The organism is Micromonospora sp. BL4 (assembly GCF_003667505.1).
Taxonomy (GTDB): domain Bacteria; phylum Actinomycetota; class Actinomycetes; order Mycobacteriales; family Micromonosporaceae; genus Micromonospora.
Genome location: NZ_RCVJ01000183.1, coordinates 1 through 9,789 on the forward strand (window position 1 = coordinate 1; position 9,789 = coordinate 9,789).

Sequence of the window (9,789 nt, forward strand, 5' to 3'; positions counted from 1 at the left end):
CTCCTCCCCCGACCACACCGCCACCCACCACGCCGCCGCCGACCGGTGGGACCTGCGGGGTGAAGTCGCGGCCCGCCGGCAAGGTGCTGCAGGGCTACTGGGAGAACTGGGACGGCGCGTCCAACGGCGTGCACCCCGGCCTCGGCTGGATCCCGATCACCGACAGCCGGCTCGGTCAGCACGGCTACAACGTGATCAACGCGGCTTTCCCGGTGATCCGCGCGGACGGCACGGTGTTGTGGGAGAACGGCATGGACGCCGGCGTGAAGGTGGCCACCCCGGCCGAGATGTGCCAGGCCAAGGCCGCCGGCGCGACCATCCTGATGTCGATCGGGGGTGCCGCGGCGGGCATCGACCTGAGCTCCAGCGCGGTCGCCGACCGGTTCGTCGCGACGATCGTGCCGATCCTGACGGCCTACCACTTCGACGGCATCGACATCGACATCGAGACCGGCCTGACCGGCAGCGGCAACATCAACACCTTGTCCACGTCGCAGGCCAACCTGATCCGGATCATCGACGGCGTGCTGGCACGGATGCCGTCGAACTTCGGCCTGACCATGGCACCGGAGACGGCCTACGTCACCGGCGGCAGCGTGGTCTACGGCTCGATCTGGGGCTCGTACCTGCCGATCATCAAGAAGTACGTGGACAACGGCCGGCTCTGGTGGTTGAACATGCAGTACTACAACGGCAGCATGTACGGCTGCGCCGGTGACTCGTACCCCGCCGGCACCGTGCAGGGCTTCACCGTGCAGACGCAGTGCCTCAACAACGGCCTGACCATTCAGGGCACCACCATCCGCGTTCCGTACGACAAGCAGGTTCCGGGCCTGCCCGCGCAGGTCGGCGCGGGCGGCGGCCACATGTCGACGTCGCTGGTCTCGCAGGCGTGGAACGGGATACCCGGTCTCAAGGGCCTGATGACCTGGTCGGCGAACTGGGACGGGTCGAAGGGCTGGACGTTCGGCGACAACGTGAAGCGTCTACAGGGACGCTGACCGCGCCTGACCCGCGAGGCCGGCTGTCGGGGCGTACCGTCAGCCGGCCTCGCGTCGGGCGCGGGCCCGGCGCTTGCCCTCGTGCATGGCCTGCACCCGGGCCACCGGGATGGTCCGCCCCTCGGCGACGAGGTCGGCGGGCAGCGGCTGCGGCGCCGGCATCGACGCGGCCCACGGGTCGGCCCCGGCCAGCAGCGCCGGCACGGTCCGGATGGTGAAGTCGGCCGGGGTCACTTCGGTCAGGTCGGCCCAGTCGACCGGGAACGAGACCGGCAGCCCGGGTCGCAGCCGCGGGCTGTACGCGGCCACCACGGTCGCCCCGCCGGCGCGGGTGGCGTCCACGAAGACCCGGCCGCCCCGGTCCTTCTTGATGTACGCGGTCGTGGCCAGCGCCGGGTCGAGCCGCTCGGCGCGGACGGCGAGCGCTCGGGTGGCTGCGGCCAGATCCTCCGCCGTGGGCTCGTCGGCCACCGGTACGAAGACGTGCACGCCCTTGGCGCCGCTGGTCTTGACCGCCCCGGCCAGGCCGGCGTCGGCGAGCGCCTGCCGGACCAGCAGCGCGGCGCCGACCGCCGCGCCGAACCCGTCCCCCTCCGGCGGGTCCAAGTCGAGCACCAGGTGGGTCGGGCGGTGCAGGTCCGCCGCGGTGGCGAGCGTCGGGTGGTACTCCACCGCCCGCTGGTTGGCGAACCAGAGCAGGGTGCGCCGGTCGTCGCAGAGGGCGTACGAGACCTCGCGGTGCGACGCCTCCGCCCAGACCGGCACCCGGCGGACCCAGTCGGGGGTGTACCGGGGCAGGTTCTTCTGCATGAACGGCGGCTGGCCGGGGCGGACCCGGATCACCGACAACGGCCGGTTCCGCAACTGCGGAAGGATCCGGTCGCGGACCGCGTCGAGATAGTCGACCAGGTCGCGCTTGGTCGCGTCGTCGCGGTCGGACAGCGGCTGGTCGAGGTTGGTCAGGGCCACCCCGTCCCGGGTTTCGTCAGCCTCGCTCACCCGCCCACCCTCCCGGCCCCGGTGCCATCGGTCAACTGGACGCGGCGCTTCGCTGCCGCTCGGTTACGGCGGGCAGCGCGGGCCGGCGCCGGGCAGCGTGGTCAGCGTGACCACCAGCGCGGCGACCACCAGAGCGGCGGCGACGGTGAACGCGAGCCGGTAGCCGCCGGCCAACGCCGCCACCTCTGCCCAGCCGGCGGCCCGCAGACCGTCGGCGCGCGTGGCGGCCAGGGTGGCCAGCGCGGCCAGACCGACCGCACCGCCGACCTGCTGGGTGGTGTTGGCCAGCCCGGACGCGAGCCCGGCGTCCGCGTCGGTCGCGCCGGCCATGGCCAGTGTGGTGACCGCCGGCAGGGTCAGGCCGCCGGCCACCCCGAAGATCAGCATCGCGGGCAGCACGTCGGCGAGGTAGCCGCCGTCGGCGGGCAGCCGGCCGAGCAGCAGGAAACCGACGGTGGCCAGCCCGAGCCCGGCCAGCAGCACGGCCCGGGCACCCCAGCGGGCGATCATCCGACCGGCCAGGCCGAGTGACACCACGGCGATCACCACCGGCGTGGGCAGGAAGGCCCAGCCGGTCGCCGCCGCGTCCAGCCCGAGCACCAGTTGCAGCTCCACGGCGAGCAGGAACTGGAAGCCGAAGTACGCGGAGACCATGAGGAACTGCACGGCGTTCGCCGCGACCAGGCCGGGGACGCGCAGCACCCGGGCCGGCAGCAGCGGGGTGGGCGCCACCCGCTGCCGGAGCGCGAACCCGCCGAGCAGCAGCACCGCGAGCGCCGCCGCGCCGAGGGTCCGCGGGCTGGTCCAGCCGTGCTCGCCGGTCCCCACGATGCCCAGCACGGCGGCCATCAGTCCGGCCGTGGCGAGCAGGGCGCCGGGGAGGTCCAGGCCCGCGCGCAGGCCGATGCCCCGCTCGGCGGGGAGCCGGCGGACGGCGGCGAGCAGGATGGCCGCCCCGATCGGCAGGTTGACCAGGAAGGTCGACCGCCAGCCGGCCAGGTCGGTGAGGACGCCACCGGCCACCGTGCCGACCGACGCGCCCGCCGCCCCGGTGAAGCTGAAGACGGCGATCGCGCGGGCCCGCTCGGCCGGCTCGGGATAGAGCCGGACGATCATGCCGAGGCTGACCGCCATGGCCAGCGCGCCTCCGCCGCCCTGACCGAAGCGGGCGCCGACCAGCACGGCCGGCCCGGTGGCCAGCGCGCAGGCCACCGAGGCCAGGGTGAACAGCGCGATGCCGGCCAGGAAGATACGCCGCCGGCCGAGCAGGTCACCGAGGCGGCCGGCGAGCAGCAGCAGCCCGCCGAACGCGACCAGGTAGGCGTTGACCACCCAGGCCAGGCCGGTGGCGGTGAAGCCCAGATCGCCCTGCACGGCGGGCAGCGCCACCGCGACGACGCTGCCGTCCAGGATGATCATCAGGCTGCCGGCGCAGAGTACGAGCAGCGCCGGCCAGCGGGACGGGACGACGACGGGGTTCATGGAACGCCTCCTTGGTGCATGGTTTGTTACCGACGTCATCGTCTGTGACCATGAGCGGGAGCGGAAGGAGGCACTGTTATGTCCCAGAGGAACAGCGATGTGCCCGCGCTGGTCGAGGCCGAGCTCGCGTGCGCAGCGGGAAGCGTGCCGTTCACCCCGGGTCAGGCCCGGGCGTGCACCGTCCGCGAGGTGCTCGACCGGGTCGGCGGAAAGTGGAGCATCAGCATCCTGGTGTCCGCCTCGAACGGGCCGGTGCGCTTCACCGAGCTGGAGCGGCACATCGAGGGGATCAGTCGCCGGATGCTCACGCTGACCCTGCGCAATCTGGAACGCGACGGCCTGCTGCACCGCACGGTCTATCCGACCGTTCCGCCGAAGGTCGAGTACACGGCCACCCCGATGGCGCTGGAGCTGTACGAGTCGCTGGTGGCGCTGACCAGCTGGGCCGAGCGGCACCGCCGGGCCATCGCCGAGGCGCGGACCAGGTACGACGCGGAGCACGCCGGTTAAACCGGGCCGGGGTGTGGGGAACGCCACCGTGACAATCTGACCGATCGGTCAGGGTCTGACCGATCGGTCAGGCATGCTGGTCTGCGGGAGGTGGACCGGTGATGGCCAGAGCGGTGTCCGAGACGCACGGCGAGATCCTCGCCGCGGCGGCGCGACGGTTCGCGGTGACCGGCTACCGGGGCACCTCGTTGCAGGACATCGCCCGCGAGGTCGGCTGCTCCAAGGCCACCGTGCTCTACCACTTCGCCAACAAGGAAGCCCTGCTCGCCGAGCTGATGGCCCCGGCCATCGCCGTCCTGCAGGAGCTCGACGACCGGCTCACCGGCCTGACCGGCGGGGCCGCCCAGCAGGTCGCCGCCGTGGGTTTCGTCGACCTCGCGGTGCGCTTCCGGCGGGAGATCGCGCTGCTCCGCGGCGAGTTCCCGGAGCTGCTGGCCCAGCCGGCCTTCGCGCACATTCAGCAGATCTCCGAGCGCCTGCGGGACGCCTTCGCCGGGCACTCCGACCGGCCGGGCGCCCGGATCGCCGCGCTGGTGCTGCTCGCCGGCATTTCCGAGGCGTGCGCCGAGTTCGTCGACGTTCCCGACGACGAGCTGCGCCCCGCCCTGCTCGCCCTCGTCCGACGGGCCGTCGAGCCCGTCGAGTCCCCCCAGCCCCAACCACCCACGACCGAGGACAAGGAATCCTGATGGCCACCCTGCTCTACCGGCTCGGCCGGGGCGCGCTGCGTCGGCGACGGCTCGTCGTCGCGCTCTGGCTCGTCGTACTCGTCGTCGCTGGCCTGGCCGCGGCGACCCTGCGCGGCCCGACGGCGAGCAACTTCACCATGCCCGGCACCGAGAGCCAGCGGGCGCTCGACCTGCTCGCGCAGCAGTTCCCCGCAGCCAGTGGCGCCACCGGCACCATCGCGGTCAAGGCACCGGGGGACGGCCAGTTGGCCAGCCCGCAGGGCCGTGGCGTGGTGCAGGAGATCGTCCAGCAGGCCGCGACGCTGCCCGGCGTGGTCGGCGCCGTCGACCCGTTCCAGGTCGGCGCCGTCTCGCCCAACGGCCGGTACGCGCTGGTCCAGGTCCAGTTCGCCACCGGAGCGGACGAGGTGACCGACGAGCAGAAGACCGCGTACGAGCAGGTTGGCGCGGCGGCCGAGGCGCAGGGCTGGCAGGTCGCCCCGGGCGGCGAGGTGCTGGGCGGTGAGCCGGAGATCGGCTCAACCGAGGCGCTCGGCGTGCTGGTCGCCGCGATCGTACTGATCATCACGTTCGGCTCGCTGGTGGCCGCTGGCATGACGATGCTCAACGCGCTCATCGGCGTGGGCGTCGGCATGGCCGGCCTGTTCGCGCTGAGCAGCGTCGTCGAGTTGACCAGCACCGCGCCGATCCTGGCGCTGATGCTCGGCCTCGCGGTCGGCATCGACTACTCGCTGTTCATCACCTCCCGCCACCGGCAGAACCTGCTCGACGGCCTGTCCCCCGAGGAGGCGGTCGGCCGGGCCGTGGGTACCGCCGGCTCCGCCGTGGTCTTTGCGGGCGCCACCGTCGTCATCGCCCTGGCCGGGCTCGCCGTGGTGGACATCCCGTTCCTCACCGTGATGGGTCTCGCCGCCGCCGGCACGGTCACCGTCGCGGTGCTCGTCGCCATCACCCTTCAGCCCGCGCTGCTCGGCTTCGCCGGTCGCCGGGTGCTTCCCCGCCGGCTGCGCTCGGTCGCCGCCGACGGCACGCCGGCCAACGGCACGGACGCCGACCGCCCGGTTGCCGACACCGCACCGACCGAGGACCGGTCCGGCTTCGGTTTCCGCTGGGCGCGCCTGGTCACCCGGTTCCGCGTACCCGTGATCCTGGTCGGTCTGCTCGGCCTCGGCCTGCTCGCGCTGCCCACGCCGGACATGCGGCTGGCCCTGCCGGACGCCTCCACGGCGGCCGTCGGCTCACCCGCCCGGGTCGCGAACGACCTGACGACCGAGGGGTTCGGCGCGGGCTTCACCGGCCGGCTCGCGGTGGTGGTCGCCGGTGACACGCCACAGGCCACCTCGGCCGCCGTGCCGCAGGTGACCGCGCTGCTCCAGCGCACCGAGAACGTGCTCGCGGTGGCGCCGGCGCAGCTGAGCCCGGACGGCCGGACCGCCCTGCTCGGAGTGGTGCCGAAGACCGGCCCGACCGACGAGGCCACCGAGACCCTGGTGCACGACATCCGTGCCTCGGTGGGCGGCATCCGCGACGCGGACGTGCTGCTCACCGGTGTCACCGCGATCGGCATCGACGTCTCCGAGAAGCTCTCCGACGCGCTGCCGGTCTACCTGCTGCTGGTGGTCGGGCTCTCGGTGCTGCTGCTGATGCTGGTGTTCCGCTCGCTGCTGGTGCCGATCAAGGCCGCGCTGGGCTTCCTGCTCACCGTCGCCGCCACGTTCGGCATCACGGTGGCGGTCTTCCAGCAGGGGCACCTCGCCGACCTCGTCGGCCTGGACACCCCGGGCCCGCTGATCAGCTTCCTGCCGATCCTGCTCATCGGCATCCTGTTCGGGCTCGCGATGGACTACGAGGTGTTCCTGGTGTCCCGGATGCGGGAGGACTTCGTGCACGGCGAGTCCGCCCGCGAGGCCACCATCAGTGGCATGGGGCACGGCGCCCGGGTGGTCACCGCCGCCGCGCTCATCATGATCTCAGTCTTCGGAGGCTTCGTCTTCCTGGAGGATCCGGTGATCAAGTCGATGGGCTTCGCGCTCGCCGTGGGTGTGGCCATCGACGCCTTCGTGGTCCGGATGACCATCGTTCCCGCGGTGATGTCGCTGCTCGGCGACCGTGCCTGGTGGCTCCCCCGCTGGCTCAACCGCGCCCTACCGAACGTCGACATCGAGGGCGAAGGCCTGCGCGCCAAGCTCACCGACCGCACCCCGGCAGGCGTCTGACGCCTTACCTGGTCGATCATGGAGTTGTGGTGCCCGTTGCGCCCCGAATCGAGGCCTTCGTCCGGCACCACAACTCCATGATCGGCGCGGCCCGGCGGGTGCGGCCCGGCGGGCGCGTCGGCGCAGCGGGTCGGTCAGACGCCGGCTGGGTAGGTTTCCATTTCGCCGGCTACCGCCGGGGCGGCCAGGGGGTGCAGGGCTGTGGTCTCGTCGCACCAGATGAAGGCGTCGTAGCGTTCCGCAAGGCGGGTGGGCACGTAGTTGCCCCAGGACTCGAAAGAGGGGTCGTAGACCACTCCGATCGCCCGATGGTCGGCGGTGTCGGTGACCCAGCCCGGCTGGTCGTCGCCACCGAAGACCAGCACCGCCCGCTCCGGCATCAACTCGTGCAGCCGCCGCTCGACCGACCCCTGCCGGGCCGGCGGTACGACCATCGCCTCGGCTGGTGAGCCCCACCGGGGGGCGGCGATCGCCGTACCCCGGTAGCTGCCGAAGCCGATCAGGGCCACCGCCTCGTCGCCGTGCCGCTCCCGCGCCAACTGACCAATGTTGATCATTCCGTCCGCGGCCATGTCGGTGGCCCGGGCGTCTCCCACGTGGGTGTTGTGCGCCCAGACGATGCCCCGGGCGTCCGGACCGTATCGGTCCAGCAGTCGGTCCAGCGTGTCCTGCATGTGGGTGTCACGGATGTTCCACGAATCCGGCCCGCCGGCCACCATCGCCCGGTAGTAACGCTCCGCGCCGGCCACCACCTCCGCGTTCTGCCAGGCCGAGAAGCGGTCCGGGCCGTCGGAGAGCGCCTGCTCCCGGGTCCGCGCCAGCAGGCGCACCACCTCCTCCTCGCACCGGGCGGAGACGAACCGGCTGGCCGCGCCGTACTCCTCGACCCGTTTGCCGTACGGCTCGAAGCACCGGTACGCGTCCTGCGCCGCCTCCAGCGACCTCGGGTCCTCCTCCCCCAGATAGTCGAAGATCGCCTGCATCGACTCCCAGAGGCTGTACACGTCCAGACCGTGGAATCCGGCCCGTTGATCCTCCGGCCGCTCCAGGTTCCACGCGCGCTGCCAGCGGCAGAAGCGGGCCACCTCGGCGTTCGCCCACATCCAGGTCGGCCACCGTTCGAACCGCTCGAGCGCCGTCTGCGGGTCGGGCGCACCGTCCGGCGCTGCGGTGACCGAGCGGTGCACCCGGTCGCAGTCCGGCCAGTCGCCCTCCACGGCCACGAACGAGAAGCCGCACTCCGCGATCAGCCGGCGGGTGAGCTGCTCGCGCAGCCGGTAGTAGTCGTAAGTGCCGTGGGTGGATTCGCCGATCATCACCACCCGGGCGTCCCGGACGCGCTCCAGCAACGGGTCGAAGTCGCTCGGCGCGCCGAGCCGCTGAACCAGCATGTCCGCGGCTACCCGGAGGCCGCTTCGACAAACCGTCGGCGCGCCGCCCGCGACACGCCGTACGCCGGTCGGCGGGCCGGCCGGTGTACGGGTGCGGCGAGCGGGTAGTTGGCCGACATGACCGTCACCGGGGTGCAGTTGCAGGAGTACCTGGCCGGGCTCGACTACCCGGTCTCCCGCGAGGATCTGGTCCGCTGGGGCCAGGAGAACGGGGCCAGCACGGCCATGTTGCAGGTGTTGCGGGCGTTGCCGGCGGAGCAGTTCGAGTCGCCGGACGAGCTGAACGCCGCGCTGTCGAGTCTCTCCTGACCCCGTACACGGTCAGCGGGCGTGCAGCAGTCGGAACAGCACCAGCCACTGCTCCGGCCAGACGTACCCGACCGGCGTGTCCGGCGCGATGCGGGTGGCGCGCAGCGCCGCGGCCACCCGGGCCGGCGGGTGGTGCCGGCGCAGGGTCGCCGCCAGCGAACCGCCGACGCCCTCGAAGCCCACGGCCACCAACCTTCGGTACGCCGGCAGGGCGGCCCGGGACAGCAACGGCTCCGCCCGCCGCTCGATCCGCAGGATCCCGGCGTCCACCGCCGGCACCGGTCGGAACGCGGTACGCGGCACCCGCCCGGCCAGCCGCCAGTCGACCTCGGGCCAGGTCGACACGGTGAGCCGGGTCCACCGGCCGTAGTCGCCGCTGCGGCGGCGGGCGTACTCCAACTGGGTGAGCAGGGTGGCCGAGCGCAACCGGGGCGCGGCCAGGCACCAGCGCACCACGGCCGATGTCAGCGACCACGGGATGTTGCCGACCACCGCGAAGGGCTCCTCCGGTGGCTCGGCGGCGAGGAAGTCGGCCTGCCGGTGCTCGACGTTGGGCAGGGCCGCGCAGACGGCGGCCAGCGCCCGGGCGGCTGCAGGGTCCACCTCGTACGCCGTCAGTCGACCGCAGCGGGCGGCGAGCGGACGGGTCAGTTGGCCGCGACCGGCGCCGACCTCCAGCAGTAGTCCGTCGGGATCGACCTCGGCGGCGCCGACCAGCCGCGCCACGGCGGCCCGGTCGACGAGGAAGTTCTGGCTGAGTACGCGACGGGACCGGTCGCGTTCGGTTGATCGGAAGTTGCGGGGCGCCACGGGTCGTCGTCCTGTCTGTCGCCGTTCGGCGACGGGCTGGACAGGCAGCCGGGATTGCCGGGCCTGCCCGAGTGGATCGGGACTCGGACGGCCCTGGACGATGGCGCGAGGACGCGGCGGTGCGACACCGAGGGGCGGCAGCCCCTGCGGCGGCAGGAATGAGCTGATCAGCGGCGGCGAGGGTTGAGCCCCAGCCCGCCGTGGAATGGACCGATCAGCGGCGGGTCGCGTCCCGGCCGACCAGGGCCGGACGCCGGACTCGCGGGCGGGACACCAACATGGGACCCCAGGCGGCCGGCGTACCGACCCCCTCGATCAGGGCATGCGTGAACATCCGGTCACCCTAACCACTCCCAGCCCCGGAGCCCCACCGATTAACGAC

General features: G+C 72.8%; 9 protein-coding genes. 5 read left to right on the forward strand and 4 right to left on the reverse strand.

The window, feature by feature from the left end:
* Positions 1–1,001 (forward strand): chitinase (locus EAD89_RS24805; protein WP_147458864.1); only part of this gene is annotated, 1,001 nt, incomplete at its 5' end.
* A 39-nt stretch (positions 1,002–1,040) separates the two neighbouring features.
* Here the strand turns inward: EAD89_RS24805 and EAD89_RS24810 are convergent.
* On the reverse strand, positions 1,041–2,000 hold the full coding sequence (locus EAD89_RS24810) for a DNA polymerase domain-containing protein (RefSeq protein ID WP_121677395.1): 960 nt from the start codon (positions 1,998–2,000) through the stop codon (positions 1,041–1,043).
* A gap of 63 nt (positions 2,001–2,063) precedes the next feature.
* Positions 2,064–3,482: an MFS transporter gene (locus tag EAD89_RS24815; RefSeq protein WP_199733619.1), complete on the reverse strand. Its 1,419-nt coding sequence runs from the start codon at positions 3,480–3,482 to the stop codon at positions 2,064–2,066.
* A 78-nt stretch (positions 3,483–3,560) separates the two neighbouring features.
* On the opposite strand from EAD89_RS24815, the gene EAD89_RS24820 reads away from it, so the two are divergent.
* From EAD89_RS24820 to EAD89_RS24830, 3 genes are all read left to right on the forward strand, one after another.
* Entirely contained in the window at positions 3,561–3,992 is a 432-nt protein-coding gene (locus tag EAD89_RS24820; RefSeq protein WP_199723619.1) for a helix-turn-helix domain-containing protein, read from the forward strand.
* A 101-nt stretch (positions 3,993–4,093) separates the two neighbouring features.
* Positions 4,094–4,681, forward strand: a complete 588-nt coding sequence (locus EAD89_RS24825; RefSeq protein ID WP_121657292.1) for a TetR/AcrR family transcriptional regulator — start codon at positions 4,094–4,096, stop codon at positions 4,679–4,681.
* Complete coding sequence (locus EAD89_RS24830) at positions 4,681–6,897, forward strand: MMPL family transporter (protein ID WP_121677397.1); 2,217 nt, start codon at positions 4,681–4,683, stop codon at positions 6,895–6,897. The genes EAD89_RS24825 and EAD89_RS24830 overlap by 1 nt, the downstream gene beginning before the upstream one ends.
* 134 nt (positions 6,898–7,031) lie before the next feature.
* On the opposite strand, the gene EAD89_RS24835 is transcribed toward EAD89_RS24830, so the two are convergent.
* Complete coding sequence (locus tag EAD89_RS24835) at positions 7,032–8,288, reverse strand: erythromycin esterase family protein (RefSeq protein WP_121657290.1); 1,257 nt, start codon at positions 8,286–8,288, stop codon at positions 7,032–7,034.
* Positions 8,289–8,405: 117 nt separating this feature from the next.
* Between EAD89_RS24835 and EAD89_RS24840 the strand changes: the two genes are divergently transcribed.
* Complete coding sequence (locus EAD89_RS24840) at positions 8,406–8,597, forward strand: DUF2795 domain-containing protein (protein WP_121657289.1); 192 nt, start codon at positions 8,406–8,408, stop codon at positions 8,595–8,597.
* 12 nt (positions 8,598–8,609) lie between these two features.
* Here EAD89_RS24840 and erm read toward each other — a convergent pair whose 3' ends face one another.
* Positions 8,610–9,407, reverse strand: coding sequence for an ErmE/ErmH/ErmO/ErmR family 23S rRNA (adenine(2058)-N(6))-methyltransferase (gene erm / locus EAD89_RS24845; protein WP_121677398.1), 798 nt, complete (start codon positions 9,405–9,407; stop codon positions 8,610–8,612).
* Positions 9,408–9,789 lie beyond the last annotated feature (382 nt).